The following is a 19,981-nucleotide window of genomic DNA, read 5'->3' as shown; positions in this document are numbered from 1 at the left end:
GGATCCACCGGCTTACCCTTGCCCGGCCGGGGATTCCCCTGCTATCCATCCGGGATGACCGTGTATTCCCCGGACGCCACCGACTGGCGCATCCTCGAAGTCCTCCAGCGCGACGGACGGGCCAGCTACGCCGAGCTGGCGCGCGCCGTGTCCATGTCGCCGAGCGCCGTCACCGAGCGGGTACGGCGGCTCGAGGAGGCGGGCGTGATCCAGGGGTACGCGGCGGTGGTCGATCCCGAGCGGCTGGGCCTGCCGATCCTGGCGTTCGTGCGGCTGCGCTACCCGAACGGCAACTACAAGCCGTTCCACGACCTGGTCGCCGCCACCCCCGAGATCCTGGAGGCGCACCACGTCACGGGCGACGACTGCTTCGTCATCAAGGTCGCCACGCGGTCCATGTCCCATCTGGAGGAGGTCTCCGGGAAGATCGGCGCGCTGGGCTCGGTGACGACCAGCGTCGTCTACTCGTCCCCGCTGACACGGCGACCGCTGGGCCGCTAGGCCGGGCCCCGCTGCCGCAGCGTCGATCCCGATCTGCCCTTGACGACCTCCAGCTGGGCGTAAACGCGGCGGCGCAGGTCGGCGACATGGCTGACGATGCCCACGCTGCGGTCGCGTTCGCGCAAGCCGTCCAGGACGTCCAGGACCTCGTCCAGGGTCTGGTCGTCCAGGCTGCCGAAGCCCTCGTCGATGAAGAGGGTGTCCAGCCGGACGCCGCCCGCCTCGTCGGTGACGACGTCGGCGAGGCCGAGGGCGAGCGCGAGGGAGGCGAAGAAGGTCTCGCCGCCGGACAGGGTCGCGGTGTCCCGTTCCCGTCCGGTCCAGGCATCGACCACGTGCAGCCCGAGCCCGCTGCGTCCGCGCCCGGTGCGGTCGTCGGAGTGGACGAGGGTGTAGCGGCCCGACGACATGCGCTGGAGGCGGACGGTCGCGGCGGCGGCGACCTGTTCGAGCCGGGCGGCCAGGACGTACGACTCCAGGCGCATCCGGCGTTCGTTGTCGGCGGAGGTGCCCGCGGTGAGGGCGGCGAGCCGGGCCACCCGGTCGTACTCCTCGCGCACCGGGGCGAGCCGCCGTACGGCCTCGGCGGCCCGGGCGGAGAGGCGGTCCAGCTCGGTGCGGCAGCGGGCGGCGGCGTCGCGTGCGGAGGCGGCCTCGCGCAGCCGCCGTTCCGCGCCGGCCGCCGTCCGCTCGGCCGTGGCCGGGTCGGCGGGCGGCTGCTGGGCGGCCGCGGCGGTGCCGGCCTCGGAGAGGACCGCGCGGACGGCGGCCTCCTCCTGCTGCCAGGCGTCCAGGCGGTGCTGGAGCTCGCGGTGGGCGGCGGGGTCGAGGAGGGCCGCCGCGGCGGCCTGCGGGGTGTCGAAGCCGGCCCGGTAGGCGGCGTCGGCGAGGCGGGCGTCGGCGTCCTTCAGCCGCTGGGCCGCGTCCTCGGCGGCGCGCACGGCGTCGGCGGCGTCGGTGATCCGTGTCGCGAGCCGCTCCAACTCCGCCGCGCGCGCGGCCACGCTCCCGGCGCTGCCGCGCGCCTGATCCAACTCCGCTTCCAGCAGGGCGTGTTCGCGCTCCAGGGTCTCCCGCCGGGTGAGCCGGGAGGCGACCCGTACGGCGGCCTGCTGGCGGTCGGCGAGCCGCTGCTCGCGCTCCCGCTCGGCCCGCCGCAGCTGCTCCTGGGCGGCGTGCAGGGCGGAGGCGTCGCGGCGGGCGCGGGCGTACTCCTGCTCCAGTTCGCCGGCCTCGGCGGCGAGCCGGGCGGTGGGGGTGTCGCCGGCCTCGGCGGTGGCGGCGGCCAGGGCCTCGCGGACCACGCCGAGGCGCCGCTCGGCCTCGGTGCGCTGTTCCTCGGCCCGTTGGCCGGCGGCGAGGGCGCGGTCCTCGGTCTCGCGGTCGACGTGCCCGGCGACCTTGCGGGCGGGGGCGGGGTGTTCGGTGGCTCCGCAGACCGCGCAGGGCTCGCCGGTGGTGAGGTGGGCGGCCAGCTCGGCGGCGATGCCGTTCAGGCGCTGTTCCTTGAGGTCGAGCCAGTGGGCCCGGGCGTCGAGCGCGCGCTGTTCCGCCGTGCGCGCGTGCTGCCGGGCCTGGTCGAGGTCGGCGGCGAGCTGGTCGCGGGTGCGGGCCGCGTCGAGCCGCCGCTGCATGGGGACGCGCTGGACGGCGAGCTGTTCGGCGCGGGTGGCGGCCTCCTGGGCGGCGTCGATCCGGGTCTGGAGGGCCGCGCGGGTGCCCTCCCAGTCGGCGAGCCAGGCGTCGGCCTCGCGCAGGACGTCCTCGTCGGCGCGCTCCTGCCGGTCCAGTCCGGCCCACTCGTCGGCGAGTTCGGCGAGCCGTCGCTCGGCGCGCCGGGCCGCGTCCAGACCGCCCAGCTCCTCGGCGGCCCGGCGGGCGGCGGCGGTGAGGCCGCTCGCGCCCGCGTCGGCGCAGGAGCCGGGGAGCAGTGCGCGCGCGTGTGCCTCGGCTTCCGCGGCCCGGCGGTGTTCTCTGTCGGCCTGCTCGCGCAGCTCCAGCGCGGGCGCGACGGCCTCCGCCTTGCGGGCCCGCTCCATGCGCTCCTGTGCCTCGCGGTGGGCGCCGGCCCGCTCCTGAAGGCGCTCGGCGCGCTGCCGGGCCTCGGCGAACCGGCCTTGGAGCCGGGCGAGTTCGCGTACGTCGTCCAGGGCGCGCCGGGCCGCGGCGTGGGCGGACTCGGCGGCGGTCAGGCGGCAGTGGGCGACGGTCAGGCGTTCCCGGGCGGTGCTGCGGGCGACGGCGGCGGCGCCGAGGACGGCCTCGGCCAGGCCCGGGTCGCCGGGGACCAGGTCGGGCAGCTCCATGGCGTCGCCCGCCTCCTGCTGCATGCGGTGGGCGTCGGCGAGCAGGGCCGTGTCGCCCTCGCGCACGCGTGCCTCGGTGGCGCGGCGGCGTTCGGCGAGGCGCTTCTCGACGTCGGCGAAGCGCTGGGTGTCGAAGAGGCGGCCGAGCAGCTTGCCGCGGGCCTCGGCGTCGGCGCGCAGGAAGCGGGCGAAGTCGCCCTGGGGCAGCAGGACGACCTGGCAGAACTGCTCGCGGCTCATGCCGAGCAGTTGCTCGACCTCGGTGCCGATCTCCTGGTGGGAGCGGCTGAGGTCCTTCCAGGCGGCGGCCCGGGCGTCGTACTCGCGCAGCCAGGTCTGGGCCTTGTCGACCGTCATGCCCTTTCCGCGCAGCTTGGGCCGCTCCCACGGAGGCTGCCGGGTGATCTCCAGCCGGCGTCCTGCGACGGTCAGTTCGAGGCGGACCTCGGTGCGGGTGCCCGGCCGGGCGTGGTCGCTGCGCAGGTGCATGCCCTGGCTGCCCTGCCGGGCGCCGGGGACGGAGCCGTAGAGGGCGTAGCAGACGGCGTCCAGGACAGAGGTCTTGCCCGCGCCGGTGGGGCCGTGCAGCAGGAAGAGACCGGCGGCGGACAGGACGTCGAAGTCGACGGTCTGGGAGCCGCCGAAGGGCCCGAAGGCGGTGATGTCGAGCCGGTGCAGCCTCACCGGGCCACCTCCCGTACGGCGGCGTCGGCGCGCACGGCGTCGAACGCCTCGCGCAGCACGGCCGCCTCGTGGTCGTCGGGGCCGGCGCCGCGCACATGGGCGACGAAGTCCTGGGCGATCTGCTGGTCGCTGCGGCCGGCGAGGCGGCGGGCGTACGACACCCGGGGGTCGTCCGGGGCCCGCTCGGGGGCGAAGACCAGGCTGAGGGTGTGCGGGAAGCGCTCGGTGAGCCGGGCCATGGGGTCGGCCGGGCGGACCGGGTCGGTGAGGGTGGCCTCGACCCAGGCGTCCTCGTGGCGGGTCAGCTCCGGGTCGGCGAGGAGGTCGTCCAGGGTGCCGCGGATGCGGGCGAGCGGGCGCGGCACCGGGCAGTCGAGGCGCTCGGCGGTGACCGAGCCGGCCGCATCCAGGTCGATCAGCCACATGCTCTTGCGGTGGTCGGTCTCGGAGAAGGAGTAGGCGAGTGGCGAGCCGGAGTAGCGCACGCGCTCGGTGATGGTCTGGCAGCCGTGCAGATGGCCGAGCGCCACGTAGTCGACGCCGTCGAAGATCCCGGCCGGTACGGCGGCCACCCCGCCGACGGTGATGTCCCGCTCACTGTCGCTGGCCTGGCCACCGGTGACGAAGGCGTGGGCGAGGACGACGGAACGGGTGCCCGGCGCGCGCGTGGCGAGGTCGGCGCGGACGCGGCCCATGGCGGCGCCGAGCACGGCCTCGTGGTCGGCCTTGTCGACGGCGAACTCGTCCTTCGCCAGGGCCGGTTCGAGGTAGGGCAGGCCGTAGAACGCGACGTCGCCGTGGGCGTCTTGGAACACGACCGGGGTGCCGGCGGCGGACGGTTCGGTGCGCAGGTGGATGCCCGCGCGGTCGATGAGTCCGGCGCCGACGCCGAGGCGGCGGGCCGAGTCGTGGTTGCCGGAGATCATCACCGTGGGCACGCCGAGGTCCGCGAGACGGTGCAGGGCGGTGTCGAACAGCTCGACGGCGGCGAGCGGCGGCACCGCACGGTCGTACACATCGCCCGACACGACCACCGCGTCGACCTCGCGCTCACGCACCGTGGTGACGAGGTGACCGATGAACTCGGCCTGGGCCCCGAGCAGGTTCGCCCGGTGGAAGGCCCGGCCGAGGTGCCAGTCGGACGTGTGCAGGAGTCGCATGATTCCCGAGACTAACGGCCGGGTCTGACATCACGGGCGGTTACTCCCGTACCAGCCCGTCACGACCCGTACATCTCAGGGGCGTTATGCCCGATTCGTCACAATTATCAGGCGTCTCCGTAGGCTTCGCCGCCCAGTTCGAAGCCGGCCGTGCCCGCCGTCACATCGGCGAGCCAGGCACGGAACGCGTCCACGTCGGCGTCCGGCAGCCCGATCTCGATGGTGACGGCCTCGCCGTAGCGCACGTCGCGCACCTCGCGCCCGGTGGCCCGCAGGTCGTTCTGGACCTTGCCCGCCCGCTGGTGGTCGACGGTCACCGTGGCCAGCCGGAAGCGGCGCCGGGTGAGCGTGCCGAGCTCGTCCAGGGCCTCGCCGACCGAGCCGCCGTAGGCGCGGATCAGTCCGCCCGCGCCGAGTTTCACGCCGCCGTAGTAGCGGGTGACGACGGCGACGACGTACCGCATGTCACGGCGCAGGAGCATCTGGAGCATGGGGACGCCGGCGGTGCCGCCCGGTTCGCCGTCGTCGCTGGCCTTCTGCACGGAGGCGTCGGCGCCGATGACGTACGCCCAGCAGTTGTGGGTGGCGTCGGCGTGCTCCTTGCGCACGGCGGCGATGAAGTCCTGCGCCTCCTGCTCGGTGGCGGCCGGGGCGAGGGCGCACAGGAAGCGGGAGCGGTTGATCTCGGTCTCGTGCACGCCCGCGCGGGCGACTGTGCGGTACTCGTCCTGCATCCCGCCAGCCTATGTGAACGCCGGGACGCCTCCCGGCTACCTCTTCTTGTTGCCGCGCGGCACCGTGAACGAGGTCAGCAGCGCCGCGTCCGGGGCGAGGGCCGGCCAGCCGGTGCCGTGCCAGGTGAGCACGGCGATCGCGGAGGTCGGGAACTTCGTCCGCACCCGGTCCAGCGTGTCGTCCAGACCGTCCGCGGCCAGCGCCAGCACCAGCTCCTCGAGGCCGGGGTTGTGCCCGATCAGCAGCAGCGTCCGCACGTGCGCCGGCACCTCGTGGACGACCGCCAGCAGCTCCGGTACGCCGGCCGCGTACAGCCGCTGGTCGTAGTGCACCGGCGGCGGAGTGGCCCACTCGGCGGAGACCAGCTCCCAGGTGCGGCGGGCGCGTACGGCGGTGGAACACAGGGCGAGGTCGGGCAGGGAGCCGGCGGCGGCGAGGGCGCGTCCGGCAGCTGGTGCGTCCCGCCGCCCGCGCGGGGCGAGCGGCCTGCGGTGGTCCTCGACGCCCTGGGGCCAGGCGGACTTGGCGTGCCGCAGCACCACCAGCCGGCGCAGCGGGCCCGCGCCCGCCGGGTGGTTCACGCGGGGCTCCCGAGGTCGCGCGCCAGGTCGAGGGCGAGCAGGCGGTCGGCGTAGGCGTAGGTCTCGAAGCGGGCGCCGTCGGGGACACCGGGCGCGCTCTCCACATCGCGCAGGACGCCGAGCACCGCGGGCAGGTCCAGGTCGTCCTCCCAGGCGGCGCGCAGCCGCTCCCGCACCTCGCCGGGCACCGGGCGCGAGGGCCGCCGCGCCCAGCCGGCCACGGCCCGCCGCCACCGGGCGAGGCTCCGCGCGGCGTCGTCCAGCGCGGCCCGGTCGAGCCGCACGGGTTCGCTCCGCGGCACGGCGAGCAGGGCGAGCCGGAGGGCCGAGGGGTCGGAGAGGAGCACCGGCAGCGCGGAGGAGGAAGCGGGATCGGCCACGGTGTCCGAGGCATCACCGAAAACGGCACCGGGCCTCCGCCCCGCATCGCCGGAAGCGGCACCAGACCTCCCCACCGCCTCACCGGCGGCGGCACCAGACCTCCCCACCGCCTCACCGGCGGCGGCACCAGACCTCCCCACCGCCTCACCGGCGGCGGCACCGGGTCTTCCCGCCGCCGCCCCGTCCGTTCTCCCGGTCTCCGTGCCGGTTCCCTCCGTCCACTCCGCCGGCGCCACCGACACCACCGGCCCCTGCCCCGGTGTGTTCTCGAAGCCTCCCTGCGCCACATGGATGGCCTGGGCCTCCCCCAGGCCGGAGGCGAGGTCGCGGCCGTCCTCGAAGGGGCGGATGGCGAGTCGCATGGCGGCCGTGCGGAGCTCGGGCTGGTCGCGGGGTGCCGTGAGGATCGTCCAGACCGGGGTGCCGCCCAGTTCCAGGGCCCGGACGAGCAGGTCGGCGGTGAGCAGCACCCGCAGGGCCGTCGGATCGAGGCCGGAGGCGTGGGCCTCGATGCGGGTCAGGCCGCGGCGGGCGGGCGCGGCGGGGACGGGCTCACCGGTTCGAGCGTCGAGGATGCGCAGCACGGGCCGAGCGTAGGCGGGCGGGCGGCCGTATGCAGGCAGCTTGCGCCGATTCCGGTCAGCGTGGCGGGGTACGGCGGGAATCGGCACCCACCCTGGTGCCGTTGCCCCGGCACACAGTTCCCGCAGCCCGAGGAGGCGGCCGATGTACGGCGACGACGCGACGACCCGCAGGATCCTGACCGACCTGGGAGACACCTGGGCCGTGGTCGGCCTGTCCGCGAACCGGAGCCGGGCCGCCTACGGGGTGGCCCAGGTGCTCCAGCGGTTCGGCAAGCGGATCGTGCCGGTGCACCCGAAGGCCGAGCCCGTGCACGGGGAGCGGGGCTACGCCTCCCTCGCGGACATCCCCTTCGACGTGGACGTGGTGGACGTCTTCGTCAACAGCGCGCTGGCCGGTGCGGTGGCCGACGAGGCCGCGGCCCGCGGCGCGAAGGCGGTGTGGTTCCAGCTCGGGGTCGTCGACATGGCGGCCTACGAGCGGACCCGTGCGGCGGGCCTGGAAATGGTCATGGACCGGTGCCCAGCGATCGAAATTCCCCGCCTGACCGTGTGACTGTTCTCCTTCATCACAATTCTCCGCTGAATATTGACATTCGCCGGACCCGTCTGACCTGTACGAAGGCTGTGCCCAAGACAGACAAGATCCTGGGTCAAGTTTTGTAAAACAGTCTTTTGTGGGCGGGCAACGTCTTCCTAGCCTGTGGCCTCATTGCTCGTTAATCCTGCGTTCATGAACTGAGAGGCCACTTGACATGGCGAAAGTCGACGCCCTGCCACAGGCCAAGACGGAGTCCGACGGTCTGCGCCGAGATGTCGGACTGATCGGCCTGATGTGGGCCTCCGTCGGCTCCATCATCGGCTCCGGCTGGCTGTACGGCGCCGAGAAGGCCGTCGTCGTCGCCGGCCCCGCGGCGATCATCTCCTGGTTGATCGGCGCGGTGGCGATCGTGCTGCTGGCGCTCGTGCACGCCGAGCTCGGCGGCATGTTCCCGGTGGCGGGCGGCACGGCCCGCTACCCGCACTACGCGTTCGGCGGCCTGGCCGGCATGTCCTTCGGCTGGTTCGCCTGGCTCCAGGCGGCCACCGTGGCCCCGATCGAGGTCGAGGCCATGATCGGTTACGCCGGTCACTGGCAGTGGGCCCAGGGCCTTCAGCACGCCGACGGAACACTGACGACCAGCGGTTTCGTCACGGCCGTCGCCCTGATGGCGGTCTTCGTCGGCGTCAACTTCTTCGGCGTCCGCGCTCTGGCCCACACCAACAGCGCCGCGACCTGGTGGAAGATCGCCGTCCCGCTCGGGGCGATCTTCATCATCGCCGCGACCAACTTCCACGCGAGCAACTTCACCTCGGAGGGCTTCGCGCCGTTCGGCGCCCAGGGCATCCTCGGCGCCATCAGCTCCAGCGGCATCATCTTCGCGCTGCTCGGCTTCGAGCAGGCGATCCAGCTGGCGGGCGAGAGCCGGAACCCGAAGCGGGACCTGCCGCGGGCGACCCTCGGCTCGGTCGCGATCGGCGCCGTGATCTACGTCCTCCTCCAGGTCGTGTTCATCGCCGCGCTGCCGCACACCTCCTTCGCGCACGGCTGGGCCAAGCTGGACTTCCCCGGCATCAGCGGTCCCTGGGCGGGCCTGGCGACCCTGGTGGGCCTGGGCTGGCTGGGCTGGGTGCTCTACGTCGACGCGATCATCTCGCCCGGCGGCACCGGCCTGATCTACACCACCGCCACCTCGCGCGTCTCCTTCGGCCTGGCCAAGAACGGCTACGCGCCGAAGGCCTTCGCCAAGACCGACAAGCGCGGCGTGCCGTGGTTCGGCCTCATCATGTCGTTCGTCACCGGTGTGATCTGCTTCCTGCCCTTCCCGAGCTGGCAGGAGCTGGTCGGCTTCATCACCTCGGCGAGCGTGCTGATGTACGCGGGCGCCCCGCTGGCCTACGGCGTCTTCGCCGACCGCCTGCCGCACCTCGAGCGCCCCTACCGGCTGCCTGGCGGCAAGATCATCTCGCCACTGTCCTTCGTGGTGGCCAACCTGATCATCTACTGGGCCGGCTGGGACACCCTGTGGCGGCTGGGCTTCGCGATCCTGCTCGGCTACGTGCTGCTGGGCTCCTACGCCTGGTACGCCACGGCCACGGGGAAGCCTGACGCGCCCCGCATGGACTTCAAGGCCGCGCAGTGGCTGCCCGGTTACCTGCTGGGCCTGGGCCTGATCTCCTGGCTGGGCACCTTCGGCGGCCAGGGCACCATCCCGCTGTGGTGGGACATCCTGGTCGTGGCGGCCTTCTCGGTCGGCATCTACTACTGGGCCCGGGCCGTCGCCTCGAAGCCCGAGGCGATCGAGCGCAGCATCGACGAGGTCGTGGTCACGGACGCGCCCGCGCACTGACCCACTCCCGCGTCACCCACGGTGTCCCGTCGGCTCTGCTGACGGGACACCGTCATAATGCTCGCGTGACCTCACCCTCCCCCCACCCCAACTCCCCTGCCGCCGACCGGTTTCCGGTCGTCATCGTGGGCGCCGGACCGGCCGGCCTGACCGTCGGGAACATCCTGCGCGCCGCGGGCGTCGACTGCCTGGTACTGGAGGCCGAGAGCCGGGAGTTCGTCGAACAGCGGCCACGCGCCGGGGTCATCGAGGAATGGGCCGTACGCGGCCTGGAACGGCGTGGCCTGGCGGGCAACCTGACGGCCCGCGCCCAGCGGCACACCACGTGCGAGTTCCGCTTCGACGGCCGCGGCCATCGCTTCGCCTACGGCGACCTGACCGGACGTCACCACTGGGTCTATCCGCAGCCGTTGCTGGTGACGGACCTCGTGCGGGAGTACGCCGACGTGCGCGGCGGCGAGATCCGCTTCGGCGTGCGGGACGTCCGGCTGCACGATGTGGACTCGGACCGGCCCTCCGTCTCCTACACCGACCCGGACAGCGGCGAGCGGCGGCTCGTGCACGCCGACTTCGTGGCGGGCTGCGACGGAGCCCGCGGGGCGAGCCGGGCGGCGCTGCCGGGGCACGCCCGGGTCTCCCGGCACGACTACGGCATCGGCTGGCTCGCGCTGCTGGCCGAGGCGCCGCCGTCCGCCGACTGCGTGCTCTTCGGCGTGCACCCCCACGGGTTCGCCGGGCACATGGCCCGCAGCCCCGAGATGACCCGTTACTACCTCCAGTGCCCGCCCGGCGACGACCCGGCCAACTGGCCGGACGAGCGAGTCTGGGACGAGCTCCAGCAGCGTCTGCGCGCGGCGGACCGCCCACCGCTGACCGAGGGCCGGCTGCTGGAGAAGCGCGTGCTGGACATGCACAACTACGTCGTCGAGCCCATGGCGTTCGGCCGTCTCTTCCTGGCCGGGGACGCCGCCCACCTCGTCGCGCCGATCGCCGCGAAGGGCATGAACCTCGCCCTGAACGACGCGTTCCTGCTCGGCGACGGCCTGGTCGCGTATCTGACGAAGGGCGACGGCACGGGCCTGGACGGCTACTCCGAGGCGTGTCTGCGCCGGGTATGGGACTACCAGGAGTTCTCGGAGTGGCTCTCGGAGATCTACCACGGCACGTCCCACGGCGACCCCTACCGCGCCGGCACCACGCTGGCCCGGCTGCGGCGGCTGTTCACCTCGCCGGCGGCGGCCGCGGCGTTCGCGGAGCAGTACCTCGGCACGGCCGGCGCGTTCTGAGCGCCCGACGGCACCCGGCTCACGGCTGCGCGTCGCCGGCCCGCTCGGCGAGGCGGTGGTCGGCCGTCTTCAGCGCCTCCTCCACCAGCCGGCGCACATGCCCGTGGCGGAGCGAGTAGATCACGCGGCGGCCCTCCTTCCGGGTGTCCACCAGGCCCGCCAGCCGCAGCCGGGCCAGGTGCTGGCTGACGGCGGGCCGGGCGGCACCGCACGCCTCGGTGAGCGTGGTGACGTCGGCCTCGCCGGCGGTCAGCGTGTGCAGCAGGGCGAGCCGGGTGCGGTCGCCCAGCAGGGCGAGGAGGTCGGCGGCGAGCGCGAACTGCTCCTCGCCCGGGGTGCGCTCGTGCGCATGGTGCGCAGGTGACAGGTGCATGCGTGCGCTCATACGCACATAATGGCTCCATGGGCGCCGTGCGTCCATCCGCCGCCCAGCGAAAGGGGATCGACGTGAGCGACCGCCACCCCGACGAGCACGGACCGCACGAGCACCGGCACGCGGACGGTGACCAACGGCACGGGCACGCCGCGCACGGCCACGCGCACGGCCACCCGCACAGGCACGGGCACGGGCATGGGCACAACGGGCCGGGGCACGGGCACGGCCTCTCCCCCGGCCTGCGCCACCGTCTCGCCCATCTGCTCACCCCGCACTCCCACGAGACCGCCGACAAGCTGGACCCGGCACTGGAGTCCTCGGCGCGGGGCATGCGCGCCCTGTGGGTGTCGCTGGCCGTGCTGGGCGCGACCGCGCTGGCGCAGGCGGCCGTGGTGGCCGTCTCCGGCTCGGTGGCGCTGCTCGGCGACACGGTGCACAACGCCGCCGACGCGCTGACCGCCGTCCCGCTCGGCATCGCCTTCGCGCTGGGCCGGCGGGCGGCGACCCGCCGGTTCACCTACGGCTACGGCCGGGCCGAGGATCTCGCGGGTCTGGTGATCGTGCTGACCATCGCCGCGTCGGCGGTCTTCGCCGGGTGGGTGGCGGTCGGGCGGCTGCTCGACCCGCGCCCGGTGGCCCACCTGCCGGCGGTCGCGGTGGCCGCGCTGCTCGGCTGCGCCGGGAACGAGTGGGTGGCCCGGTACCGGATCCGGGTGGGCCGGGAGATCGGCTCGGCCGCGCTCGTCGCCGACGGGCTGCACGCCCGTACCGACGGCTTCACCTCGCTGGCCGTGCTGCTGGGCGCCGGGGGCTCGGCGCTGGGCTGGCAACCGGCCGACCCGGTCGTCGGGTTGGCGATCACGGCCGCGATCCTGCTGGTGCTGCGGGACGCGGCGCGGGAGGTGTTCCGGCGGGTGCTGGACGCCGTCGACCCGGCGCTGGTGGACCGGGCCGAGCGGACGGTGCGCGAGGTTCCGGGGGTGCGCGGGGTGGGCGAGCTGCGGCTGCGCTGGATCGGGCACCGGCTGCGGGCCGAACTCGCGGTGGTGGTGGACGGCGAGGCGACTGTGCGGCAGGCGCACGCGATCGCCGTCGAGGCCGAACACGCCCTGTTGCACGCCGTACCGAGGCTGACGGCCGCCCTGGTGCACGCCGACCCGGCACCGGCCGAGGGGGAGGCGGACCCGCATCTGGCGCTGGCCCACCATGCGACGGCCTGAGGTCAGGCGACGCCCAGCCCCTCCAGGACGATCGCGCCGGGCAGTTCGGCGAGGGCCTTGCCCGGCACCAGCAGTTTGCCGCGCCGGCGACCGCTGCCGACCAGGACGTAGGGCAGGTCGACGACGGCCGAGTCCACCAGTACCGGCCAGCCGGTGGGCAGTCCGAGCGGGGTGATGCCGCCGTACTCCATGCCGGTCTCGCCGGTCGCCGTCTCCATCGAGGCGAACGATGCCTTGCGGGCGCCCAGTTGGCGTCGTACGGCGCCGTTGACGTCGACCCGGGTGGTGGAGGGAACCACACAGGCGGCCAGGGTGCTCTCGCCGGCCCGCTTGCCCGCGACCACCACGCAGTTCGCCGACTGCTCCAGCAGGTCGCGGCCGTAGTGCTCCACGAAGACGGCCGTGTCGGCCCACTGCGGATCGGTGTCGACATAGAGGATCCGGTCGGCCGGGACGGCGCCCTGCCAGTGGCGTACGGCATCGGCGACGGGAGCGGTCAGCTCGTCCAGGCAGTCGGGGGCGGGGGTGGCGGTGTCGAAGTCTCCGATGGGTGCGCGCATGGCCGCACGCTAGCAAGAGCCGCCCGCCCGCCGTGCCGGCGTCTCAGGGCACGGGCGGCACCGACACCGCCATCACCATCTCCATCGGCACCTCACCCCGATTGCCGTACTGGTGCGGGACGTTGGCCTCGAAGGAGGCGCTCGCCCCCGCCGGGACGCGGTACTCCTCACCTTCCACGGTCAGCGTCAGCTCACCGGCGGTGACGTGGACCAGCTCGACCGTGCCGCCGGGGTGCGGCTCGGAGGGGCTGCTCTCGCCCGGCATCAGCCGCCAGTCCCACATCTCCAGCGGTCCGGGCGCCTCGGTGCCGGCCAGGAGCCGGTTGTAGCTGCCGGCCTCGGTGTGCCACAGCCGTACGGCCCGTTCGGCGGGGACGATGCGGACCGTGGGGCCCTGGTCGTAGTCGAGGAGCGTGGTGACGCTGACGCCGAGCGCGTCGCCGATCTTGACGACCGTGCCGATGCTGGGATTGGTCCGGGCCTGCTCGATCTGGATGAGCATGCCGCGGCTGACACCGGCCCGGGCGGCCAGCACGTCCAGCGTGAAGCCGCGCACCGCGCGCCAGTGCTTGACGTTGCGCGCCAGGGACTGGGTCAGGAGTTCGAGGTCCGACACGTTCTGTCCAATATCCGGGAAGTTCAATATTATGGTTAGCGCAGTTCAATTCACTGAACTACGGTGAGGTGCACCCGATCGTTCATCGAACTGTACTGCGAGGCCAGGCCGTGACAGCATTCTTCGCCCTCACCACCAGTCTCTTGTGGGGGCTGGCCGACTTCGGCGGCGGGCTGCTGACACGACGCACCCCGGCGCTGACCGTGGTGGTCGTCTCACAGGCGATCGCGGCGGCCGTGCTGGGCGCGATCGTGTGCGCTACGGGCGGCTGGAGCGAGGCCGGGCCCCGGCTGTGGTTCGCGTTCGCGGCCGGTCTGGTCGGACCGATGGCCCTGCTCTCCTTCTACAAGGCCCTGGCGCTCGGCCCCATGGGCGTGGTCTCCCCGCTCGCCACCCTCAGCGTCGCCGTGCCCGTCGGGGTGGGTCTCGCCCTGGGCGAGCGGCCGGGACTGCTCCAGGTCGCGGGCATCGCGGTCGCCGTCACCGGGGTCGTCCTGGCGGGCGGTCCGCAGCTGCGGGGCGCGGCCGTGCAGCGGCGCACGATCTGGCTCACGCTGGTCGCGGCGCTCGGCTTCGGCACCGTGTTCGCGCTGATCGCGGAGGCGTCGACCAATGTCACCGGCCTGTTCCTGGCCCTGTTCGTGCAGCGGCTGACCAACATCGCGGTGGGCGGGGCCGCGCTCGTCGCCGCGGTCCGGCGCGGTGGTGCCGCGGTACCGGAGGGCGGCTTCCCGTGGGCGTCGCTGCCGGCGCTGGCCTTCGTCGGGCTGGCCGACGTGGCGGCCAACGGCACGTACGCGATCGCCGCCCGGATCGGTCCGGTCACCGTCGCGGCCGTGCTGGCCTCGCTGTATCCGGTGGTGACCGCGCTGGCCGCCCGTGGCCTCCTCAGCGAGCGGCTGCGCGCGGTCCAGGCGGCGGGGGCGGGGCTGGCCCTGCTCGGCACGCTGCTGCTGGCCACCGGCTGAGCCGGCCCGCGTCAGCCCTCGGGCTCCAGCGCGGCGAGCCGCGCCACCGCCTCCTCGTCCAGGTCCGCCAGCGCCCGCAGTTGCTGAGGCGTCATGCCGTCCGGGATCGGCACCGGGGCCGGGGTCCGCAGCGGCGGCTGCCAGCCGTCCTCGGGCGTCCAGCGCCGTACGACCCTGGCCGGCGCCCCGGCCACCACCGCGTGGTCGGGCACCGTGCCCCGGACCACCGCGCCCGCCGCCACGACCACGTTGCGGCCGATCCGCGCCCCCGGCAGGATCACCGCGCCGGTGCCGATCCAGCAGCCCGGGCCGATCTCGACCGGTTCCATCCGCGGCCACTGCCTGCCGATGGGCTCGTGCGGGTCGTCGTAGGAGTGGTTGGTGGAGGTGACGTAGACGTACGGGCCGAAGTAGCAGTCGTTGCCGATCGTCACCGTGGTGTCGGCGATGACATGGCTGCCGCGGCCGAGGACCACGCCGTCGCCGATGCGCAGGATCGGGTCCGGGCCGAGGTCCAGGTCGGGCATCAGGCCCGCGGTGAGGGTGACCTGCTCGGCGATGATGCAGTACGAGCCGATGCGGATCCAGGGTTCGCCGAAGACCGTGCCGAGCGGGAAGGCCAGCCGGGTGCCTTCGCCGAGGGAACCGAAACGGAAGCCTGCCGGGTGCTCGGCGGTCACGGACCCGTTGCGCTGCACCCACGACCAGGCCGCGTGGACGGCTCGCTGGGCCAGGCCCTGCCGCCAGGATGAGAACGTGTTCTTGCGCTTCGGCACGAGCTCACGTTACTCATCGGTCGCTTCCGGTGAGAGGGCGGGCTGCTGTGATCTTTGCCCCACCCGGTGTCGTACCGTGCCGTGTACTGCCGACACGAGGAGACGGTGATGACGCAGAAGGCGCTGGTCGTGGGTATCGGGGGCAAGGAGCCGCAGATCGATCCGGAGGCGTTCGTGGCGCCCACGGCCTCCGTGATCGGGGATGTCACACTGCGCGCCGGGGCCAGTGTCTGGTACGGGGCGGTCGTACGCGGTGATGTCGAGAAGATCACCGTGGGGGCGCAGGCGAACGTGCAGGACAACGTCACCCTGCACGCCGATCCCGGGTTTCCGGTGACCGTCGGGGAACGGGTGTCCATCGGGCACAACGCGGTGGTGCACGGGGCGACCGTGGAGGACGACTGCCTGGTCGGGATGGGGGCGACCGTGCTCAACGGGGCGGTGATCGGGGCGGGGTCCCTGGTCGCGGCGCAGGCTCTGGTGCCGCAGGGAATGGTGGTGCCGCCGGGATCGCTGGTGGCGGGGGTGCCCGCGAAGGTGAAGCGGCCCTTGTCCGAGGAGGAGCGCGAGGGGGTCACCCTGAACGGCACGCTCTACGCCGAGCTGGCGAAGGCGCATCGCGGGGTGCACGAGTAGCGGTGCACGAGGTGGGGTGCACGAGGTGGGTGTACGAGGTGGGGCGCTTCAGTCCCCGGCGCTCACCGGTTCCGCTTCCTGCTGCTCCGCCTGGGCCTTCTTCGCCTTGCGCTTGAGGAGCAGCATCGAGGTGAGGCCGATCAGCAGGGCCGCCACCAGGCCCAGGTACGAGAAGCGCTTCAGCCAGTCCTCGGCGACGACGCCGACGTAGTAGATGACGGCCGTGGTGCCGCCGGCCCAGCAGATGCCGCCGAGGACGTTGGCCGTCAGGAACTTCCAGTACGGCATGTGCAGGACGCCCGCCAGGGGGCCGGCGAAGATGCGCAGGAGGGCGACGAAACGGCCGAAGAAGACCGCCCACATGCCCCACTTCTGGAAGGACCGCTCGGCGGTGGCCACATGGCCCGCGCTGAAGTGGCGTGGGAACTTCCTGCCGAGCCAGGCCAGCAGTGGGCGTCCGCCCTTGCGGCCGATGGCGTAGCCGATGGAGTCGCCGATCACCGCACCTGCGGTCGCGCAGGCGCCGAGGATCACCGGGTTGACGCCCGTGTGCTGCGAGGACATCAGCGCCGCGGAGACCAGGACGATCTCGCCGGGCAGCGGGATGCCCAGGCTCTCCAGACCGATCACCAGGGCCACCACGGCGTAGACGGCGGCCGCAGGCACCGAGTCGAGCCATTCCTGGACGTGCACCGCCGGTTCCTCCCCTGTCGCTGACCTTGCTCTCCGGCATACCGGGCCGTCGCATGCACAGCGCGCCCCAAGGGAAGGCTACCTGGTCGGCGGTGAACGGCCGCTTGCGCGCACCCTCCCGGCGGCACCGTCCCGCCCCCGCCCCCTACGTTCTCGGACATCCCGGTGTCACGCGGACGGGGAAGGCTCCCCGCGGTTTCGCCCGCCCGCTTCCCCCAGGTCCCCGTCAGGGGGCCCGTCATCGGCTACCGGGTGCTGACGGACTGGGTGCCGCTGCTGCCGGGGGCGCCGGTGCTGTCGGGGCTGATCCGCGCGAGGGTGCTGTAAGCCGGATGGTCGCCCACCGGCCCACCCGACCCGGGTGTCGGCGAGGTGCCCTCGGGGCGTTCATGCCGGGCTCTGCCGTCACCGGTCCCGGCGGCCCCCGTCTGCCCGGCTTTCCCGCCCGCCTGCCCGGCTCGGGTGTGGGTGGGGCGCCCTCGCAGGGATCAGTCGCGGCGGGCCACCAAGCGGTAGGCGTTGGACAGGCCCAGGTGGTGGGACAGGGGGCGGATCGCGAAGCGGTCGAGGAGTGTGGCGGTGAGGAGCGCGGGGACGCCGGCCAGGAGGAGCGCCGTGCGGGCGGCGCGGCGGAGGGCGCCGGGCGGCTCGGGGAGCCAGGGCGCGTCCTCACGCGGGGCGTTGTGGTCGAGCGCGAGCCAGACCGCGGCGAGCAGGTCGACCGGGTCGTGGGCTTCGGCGTGCTGTTCCGCGAGCACCGTGAACCCCCGCTCGGTGAGCCGGCGACGCAGGTTGGCGACCGGCATGAAGTGCAGGTGCTGCGGCTGGAGCCAGGGCAGCCACCAGCGGCCGAGGAGCCGGGCGTAGCGGCTCTCCGGGTCCGGCACCTCGATCAGGAGGTGGCCGCCGGGGCGTACCGTCTGGTGGGCGGCGCGCAGCTCGCGGTCGGGGTCGGTGCTGTGCTCCAGGTAGTGGAACATGCTCACCACGTCGTAGCGGGCGGTGAGTTCGGGTGCCAGGTCGGGAAACGCGCCGCGGTGGGCGTGGTCCACGCGGCCCTCGCGGGCGGCGAGTTCCACGCCGTCGGTGAAGTCGAGCCCGTCGAAGCCGGTGCCGGGCAGGACGGCGCGGGCGGCCGCGCAGAAGTGGCCGTGACCGGTGCCGACGTCCAGCCAGGTCTTCGGCGCGGGGTCGTACGGCAGCATCGCCTCGGCGCGGCCCCGGTACATCGCGCCGCGCCCGCCGAAAGTGCCGCTCATCCGCTGCTCGCCGAGCCCGTCGTAGAAGTCCCGGTAGTAGAACTCCAGTCCCTCGGCTGTCAGTCGAGGGTTCTGGAAGATGTGGTCGCAGTCGGCGCAGCGGTCCAGCGCGAAACGGCCGGGCTTGTGCTGGAGCAGGTCGGTGGTGCGCAGGCGGTGGGTGAGCCGGCCGGAGCCGCACCAGGGGCAGGTGGTACGCCGGGGCGCGAGGAAGCGGTCGGTGCCGCCGGCCAGATCGGCCTGGTAGCCGGGGCGCAGGGCGGCGATGCGGGCTGTCTTGTCTCGGGCGTCGCTCATCGGCTCTCCGCTGCCATTCGTTCGAGGTGGGCCGCCGCGGCCTGGGCACCGCCCGCCGCACGGAACGCGGCGCGGACCCGGGCGGCGGCGGCCCGGTGGGCGGAGTCGTGCAGGACGGTGTCGAGGGCCTCGCCCAGCCGGGCCGCGGTGGTGCGGCCGAACCGGACCCGGAGGCCCGCACCGGAGTCCACGACCTGTCCCGCGACCACCGGCTGGTCGTCCCGGATGGGCGCGACGACGAGCGGGACGCCGTGCCACAGGGCCTCGCACACGGTGTTGTGGCCCGCGTGGCAGACGACGGCGTCCATCCGCTCCAGCAGCGGGAGTTGAGGAACGGAGGGCAGGATCAGGACATCCTTGTCGTCCGCCGCCACGGGCAGGGTGCCGCCCGGGTCGGCGATCACCGCCTGGATCCGGTCGACGCGCTCGCGCAGCGCGGTGAGGCACGCCGTGAGGAAGCGGCCGCCGGCATCGTCGTTGGCCGTGCCGAGGCTGACCAGGACCTTGGACCGGCCGCGATCCAGCCAGGCCCAGGGGAAGTCCGGTCCGGCCGGGCGGCCGGCGAGCGACGGTCCGACGTAGTGGATGTGCGGTGCCAACGGCGCCTGGGGGCCGATGAGTTCGGGTGCGCTGAAGACCATCATGAGGTGGGGCGAGAAGCGCGGGTCGGCGGTACCGGACGGGTCGCCGATGCGGGCGCGCAGCTCGGTCAGGCACTCCCGCAGCCAGTCGGCGACCTTGGGCAGGCCGTCGTAGGCGCCGGTGAACTCGGCGGACGTGGTCGCCGAGGTGGCCCAGGGCAGCCCGAGGCGCTCGGCCACCAGGGCGCCGGCGAACGCCTGCTGGTCGGCGACGACGACGTCGGGGCGGACCGCCGCGGCGGCCGCACGGACGCCCGGCGCCATCGCGTCGGCCAGCGGCAGCAGGTACCACTCCCACAGGAACCGCAGCGCCTCCACGCCCCGGAGTTCCGGCGGCCGTACGGCGCCCGGGGCACCCGGCACCGGTCCCGCGCAGCCGAACACCTCGGCGTCCGGGCCCGCGAGCCGCCGCACCAGTGCCGGGTCGGCGCAGGCCCAGGCCACCCGGTGCCCGTGCGCGGCGAGCCGGGCGGCGACGCCGACGGCGGGGTTGATGTGCCCGGTCAGCGGCGGGACGACGAAGAGGAACCCGCTCACCGGACGCCCACCCTCGCCCGGACCAGCTCCAGGATGTGCGCGCCGACCGGGCCGGGCGCCTCGACCAGGACCGAGTGTTCGTGCCCCGGCAGGACGACCGCCCGGAAGTCCGTCAGCAGCCGCTGCTGCTCCGGCACCAGGTCCGCAAGATCGGAGTCGCCGCCGTACACGCCGAGGACCGGGCAGCGTACGGCTCTGATCTGGGCCTCGGTGAGCACCCGGCTGACGGGGATGTCCCGGCCGAGGGTGGTCTCGCGGGCGAGCCGGGCCGCGCCCTTGGCGAGGCGGGCGGTGTTGTGGCCGCGGTGGGCGGTGATCCAGGCGATCGCGTCCGGCTCGTTGTCCGCGAGCTCGGTCATCACCCGGCGCAGGATGCGGCCGAGTTTCGCGGCCCAGGCGGCCGTCGCCGGCTCGGACTCGATCAGGGTCAGACTGGCGACGCGGCCGGGGTGGCGGGCCGCGTAACCGAAGGCGACGGTGCCGCCGTAGGAGTTGCCGACCAGGTGCACGGGCCCGCCGATGCCCAGCCGGCCGAGGAGCGCCGTCAGGTCGTCGATGCTGTGGTCCAGGGTGTAGCCGTGCGGCGGGCGCTCGCTGCGGCCGTGGCCGCGCAGGTCGTACATGACGACGTCGAGTCCGGCCGCCGCGAACCCGGGGGCGACGGTGAAGTAATAGCTGGCCAGGCTGTCGGTGAGCAGCCCGTGGACCAGGACGATGGTGCCGTGCGGGGCGCGGCCGTCGGTGGGGCCGGTCCGCTGGACGTGCAGCCGGATGCCGCCGGCGTCGACCATCGCCAT

Annotated in this window: 20 protein-coding genes; 7 read left to right on the top strand and 13 right to left on the bottom strand. The window is 73.9% G+C overall.

Annotated features, from left to right (window positions below; all coding sequences use genetic code 11):
- Window positions 1-54: 54 nt before the first annotated feature.
- Window positions 55-501 carry an Lrp/AsnC family transcriptional regulator gene (locus tag ACZ7DL_RS28565; RefSeq protein ID WP_470778385.1) on the top strand — a complete coding sequence of 149 codons (447 nt, stop codon included), beginning with the start codon at window positions 55-57 and terminating at the stop codon, window positions 499-501.
- On the opposite strand, the gene ACZ7DL_RS28560 is transcribed toward ACZ7DL_RS28565, so the two are convergent.
- The 5 genes from ACZ7DL_RS28560 to ACZ7DL_RS28540 form a co-directional block, all read right to left on the bottom strand.
- Entirely contained in the window at window positions 498-3,491 is a 2,994-nt protein-coding gene (locus ACZ7DL_RS28560) for an AAA family ATPase (RefSeq protein ID WP_470778383.1), read from the bottom strand. The two genes, ACZ7DL_RS28565 and ACZ7DL_RS28560, sit on opposite strands and share 4 nt — an antisense overlap.
- Window positions 3,488-4,651, bottom strand: coding sequence for an exonuclease SbcCD subunit D (locus ACZ7DL_RS28555; RefSeq protein ID WP_470778382.1), 1,164 nt, complete (start codon window positions 4,649-4,651; stop codon window positions 3,488-3,490). The genes ACZ7DL_RS28560 and ACZ7DL_RS28555 overlap by 4 nt, the downstream gene beginning before the upstream one ends.
- Window positions 4,652-4,758: 107 nt before the next feature.
- Window positions 4,759-5,385, bottom strand: a complete 627-nt coding sequence (locus ACZ7DL_RS28550) for a YigZ family protein (protein WP_470778381.1) — start codon at window positions 5,383-5,385, stop codon at window positions 4,759-4,761.
- 36 nt (window positions 5,386-5,421) lie between these two features.
- Window positions 5,422-5,967, bottom strand: a complete 546-nt coding sequence (locus ACZ7DL_RS28545; protein ID WP_470778380.1) for a SixA phosphatase family protein — start codon at window positions 5,965-5,967, stop codon at window positions 5,422-5,424.
- Entirely contained in the window at window positions 5,964-6,932 is a 969-nt protein-coding gene (locus ACZ7DL_RS28540) for a hypothetical protein (protein WP_470778378.1), read from the bottom strand. The genes ACZ7DL_RS28545 and ACZ7DL_RS28540 overlap by 4 nt, the downstream gene beginning before the upstream one ends.
- A gap of 142 nt (window positions 6,933-7,074) precedes the next feature.
- Between ACZ7DL_RS28540 and ACZ7DL_RS28535 the strand changes: the two genes are divergently transcribed.
- From ACZ7DL_RS28535 to ACZ7DL_RS28525, 3 genes are all read left to right on the top strand, one after another.
- Window positions 7,075-7,485 carry a CoA-binding protein gene (locus ACZ7DL_RS28535; protein ID WP_470778377.1) on the top strand — a complete coding sequence of 137 codons (411 nt, stop codon included), beginning with the start codon at window positions 7,075-7,077 and terminating at the stop codon, window positions 7,483-7,485.
- Between the two features lie 199 nt (window positions 7,486-7,684).
- A complete protein-coding gene (locus ACZ7DL_RS28530) occupies window positions 7,685-9,319 on the top strand; it encodes an APC family permease (RefSeq protein WP_470778375.1) in 1,635 nt (544 codons plus the stop codon).
- A 65-nt stretch (window positions 9,320-9,384) separates the two neighbouring features.
- Window positions 9,385-10,605 (top strand): 4-hydroxybenzoate 3-monooxygenase, encoded by a 1,221-nt coding sequence (locus ACZ7DL_RS28525; RefSeq protein WP_470778373.1) that lies wholly within the window; start codon window positions 9,385-9,387, stop codon window positions 10,603-10,605.
- 19 nt (window positions 10,606-10,624) lie between these two features.
- Here ACZ7DL_RS28525 and ACZ7DL_RS28520 read toward each other — a convergent pair whose 3' ends face one another.
- The gene (locus ACZ7DL_RS28520) at window positions 10,625-10,990 is read right to left on the bottom strand and encodes an ArsR/SmtB family transcription factor (protein WP_470778371.1); all 366 of its coding nucleotides are present in this window, start codon (window positions 10,988-10,990) and stop codon (window positions 10,625-10,627) included.
- A gap of 62 nt (window positions 10,991-11,052) precedes the next feature.
- Here ACZ7DL_RS28520 and ACZ7DL_RS28515 point away from each other — a divergent pair, with 62 nt between their 5' ends.
- Window positions 11,053-12,201 (top strand): cation diffusion facilitator family transporter, encoded by a 1,149-nt coding sequence (locus ACZ7DL_RS28515; protein WP_470778370.1) that lies wholly within the window; start codon window positions 11,053-11,055, stop codon window positions 12,199-12,201.
- Window positions 12,202-12,203: 2 nt separating this feature from the next.
- Here the strand turns inward: ACZ7DL_RS28515 and ACZ7DL_RS28510 are convergent, their stop codons facing one another.
- Together ACZ7DL_RS28510 and ACZ7DL_RS28505 are read right to left on the bottom strand one after the other, a co-directional pair.
- Window positions 12,204-12,761: a YbaK/EbsC family protein gene (locus ACZ7DL_RS28510; protein ID WP_470778368.1), complete on the bottom strand. Its 558-nt coding sequence runs from the start codon at window positions 12,759-12,761 to the stop codon at window positions 12,204-12,206.
- A gap of 43 nt (window positions 12,762-12,804) precedes the next feature.
- Window positions 12,805-13,377: a helix-turn-helix domain-containing protein gene (locus ACZ7DL_RS28505; RefSeq protein ID WP_470778366.1), complete on the bottom strand. Its 573-nt coding sequence runs from the start codon at window positions 13,375-13,377 to the stop codon at window positions 12,805-12,807.
- 110 nt (window positions 13,378-13,487) lie between these two features.
- On the opposite strand from ACZ7DL_RS28505, the gene ACZ7DL_RS28500 reads away from it, so the two are divergent.
- Window positions 13,488-14,345: an EamA family transporter gene (locus tag ACZ7DL_RS28500; RefSeq protein WP_470778365.1), complete on the top strand. Its 858-nt coding sequence runs from the start codon at window positions 13,488-13,490 to the stop codon at window positions 14,343-14,345.
- A gap of 11 nt (window positions 14,346-14,356) precedes the next feature.
- Here the strand turns inward: ACZ7DL_RS28500 and ACZ7DL_RS28495 are convergent, their stop codons facing one another.
- Window positions 14,357-15,121, bottom strand: a complete 765-nt coding sequence (locus ACZ7DL_RS28495; protein ID WP_470778363.1) for an acyltransferase — start codon at window positions 15,119-15,121, stop codon at window positions 14,357-14,359.
- 108 nt (window positions 15,122-15,229) lie between these two features.
- Between ACZ7DL_RS28495 and ACZ7DL_RS28490 the strand changes: the two genes are divergently transcribed.
- Window positions 15,230-15,757, top strand: a complete 528-nt coding sequence (locus ACZ7DL_RS28490; RefSeq protein WP_470778362.1) for a gamma carbonic anhydrase family protein — start codon at window positions 15,230-15,232, stop codon at window positions 15,755-15,757.
- 48 nt (window positions 15,758-15,805) lie between these two features.
- Here the strand turns inward: ACZ7DL_RS28490 and ACZ7DL_RS28485 are convergent, their stop codons facing one another.
- The 4 genes from ACZ7DL_RS28485 to ACZ7DL_RS28470 all read right to left on the bottom strand — a co-directional run bounded on the left by ACZ7DL_RS28485 (window position 15,806) and on the right by ACZ7DL_RS28470 (window position 19,981).
- On the bottom strand, window positions 15,806-16,450 hold the full coding sequence (locus ACZ7DL_RS28485; protein WP_470778360.1) for a DedA family protein: 645 nt from the start codon (window positions 16,448-16,450) through the stop codon (window positions 15,806-15,808).
- A gap of 488 nt (window positions 16,451-16,938) precedes the next feature.
- Window positions 16,939-18,006 (bottom strand): class I SAM-dependent methyltransferase, encoded by a 1,068-nt coding sequence (locus tag ACZ7DL_RS28480; protein WP_470778357.1) that lies wholly within the window; start codon window positions 18,004-18,006, stop codon window positions 16,939-16,941.
- The gene (locus tag ACZ7DL_RS28475) at window positions 18,003-19,184 is read right to left on the bottom strand and encodes a glycosyltransferase (RefSeq protein WP_470778355.1); all 1,182 of its coding nucleotides are present in this window, start codon (window positions 19,182-19,184) and stop codon (window positions 18,003-18,005) included. Before ACZ7DL_RS28475 ends, ACZ7DL_RS28480 begins: the two co-directional genes overlap by 4 nt.
- Window positions 19,181-19,981 (bottom strand): alpha/beta fold hydrolase, encoded by an 801-nt coding sequence (locus ACZ7DL_RS28470; protein WP_470778353.1) that lies wholly within the window; start codon window positions 19,979-19,981, stop codon window positions 19,181-19,183. The genes ACZ7DL_RS28475 and ACZ7DL_RS28470 overlap by 4 nt, the downstream gene beginning before the upstream one ends.

This window comes from Streptomyces sp. NPDC036984, assembly GCF_055607665.1.
The sequence above is the reverse complement of the archived record's forward strand: the minus strand, read 5'-3'. Positions and strand labels throughout refer to the sequence as shown.

Bases quoted from the DNA above. Each gene is read 5' to 3' on its own strand.
- ACZ7DL_RS28565 (WP_470778385.1), top strand. From the start codon at position 55: ATGACCGTGTATTCCCCGGACGCCACCGACTGGCGCATCCTCGAAGTC.
- ACZ7DL_RS28555 (WP_470778382.1), bottom strand. From the start codon at position 4,651: ATGCGACTCCTGCACACGTCCGACTGGCACCTCGGCCGGGCCTTCCAC.
- ACZ7DL_RS28550 (WP_470778381.1), bottom strand. From the start codon at position 5,385: ATGCAGGACGAGTACCGCACAGTCGCCCGCGCGGGCGTGCACGAGACC.
- ACZ7DL_RS28535 (WP_470778377.1), top strand. From the start codon at position 7,075: ATGTACGGCGACGACGCGACGACCCGCAGGATCCTGACCGACCTGGGA.
- ACZ7DL_RS28530 (WP_470778375.1), top strand. From the start codon at position 7,685: ATGGCGAAAGTCGACGCCCTGCCACAGGCCAAGACGGAGTCCGACGGT.
- ACZ7DL_RS28520 (WP_470778371.1), bottom strand. From the start codon at position 10,990: ATGAGCGCACGCATGCACCTGTCACCTGCGCACCATGCGCACGAGCGC.
- ACZ7DL_RS28510 (WP_470778368.1), bottom strand. From the start codon at position 12,761: ATGCGCGCACCCATCGGAGACTTCGACACCGCCACCCCCGCCCCCGAC.
- ACZ7DL_RS28490 (WP_470778362.1), top strand. From the start codon at position 15,230: ATGACGCAGAAGGCGCTGGTCGTGGGTATCGGGGGCAAGGAGCCGCAG.
- ACZ7DL_RS28480 (WP_470778357.1), bottom strand. From the start codon at position 18,006: ATGAGCGACGCCCGAGACAAGACAGCCCGCATCGCCGCCCTGCGCCCC.
- ACZ7DL_RS28470 (WP_470778353.1), bottom strand. From the start codon at position 19,981: ATGGCGATGGTCGACGCCGGCGGCATCCGGCTGCACGTCCAGCGGACC.